Origin of the sequence: Neisseria sp. P0019.S002 (assembly GCF_051957155.1) — a bacterium.
GTDB lineage: Bacteria > Pseudomonadota > Gammaproteobacteria > Burkholderiales > Neisseriaceae > Neisseria > Neisseria perflava.
In genome coordinates this window covers 1-647 of record NZ_JBQCWS010000033.1, presented here as the reverse complement: position 1 = coordinate 647, position 647 = coordinate 1, and the positions used below count along the sequence as shown (strand labels likewise).

1 protein-coding gene is annotated in these 647 nt (G+C 52.1%); it reads right to left on the bottom strand.

Features of this window, described 5'->3' with window-relative positions:
* Nucleotides 1–604, bottom strand: a 604-nt coding sequence (locus ACTHTY_RS11370) for a hypothetical protein (protein WP_440367716.1), incomplete at its 3' end; no start/stop codon positions are given.
* Between the last annotated feature and the right edge of the window lie 43 nt (nucleotides 605–647).

The window sequence follows — 647 nt, the reverse complement described above, 5'->3', positions numbered from 1 at the left end:
CACAAACACCCCACAAACACCAACACACCACCACCCCAACACCCAACCCCAACACCCACCACCCCAACCCCACCACCAAACCAACAAAAACAACAAACACACAAAAAACCCCCAACACCAACCAAAAACCCAAAAACAAACACCCAACAACAACCCACCCCCACACAAAAAAACCACACCACCACCAACACCAAACCACCCCACAACCCCACCCAAAACAAAAAAACACAAAACCAACCCACCACAACCACCAAACCCAAACCACCACAAACCAACAAAACCCCAACCAACACAAACAGCAACAACCAAACCAACCAATAAACCCCCACCCCCCAAAACCCCCCAAACAACAAAACCAAACCCAACAAACAACCAACACAAACCAACCCCACACACCACCACACCCCCACACCCCACCCATCAACACCCTAACCCCAAACAACCCCCCAACACAACCAAACCACAAAAGAAACCCCACCCCCAAACAAACCCCACACCCAAACACCCCCAACACCCACCTCCCCCAAACCCAACCACCCAACCACACAACCAGCACCACAACCAACACACCAAAAACCCACCCACCCCAACCCCCCCACACCAAAAACAGCCCCCACCAAACCCCCAACACCCACCACAAACAAAAA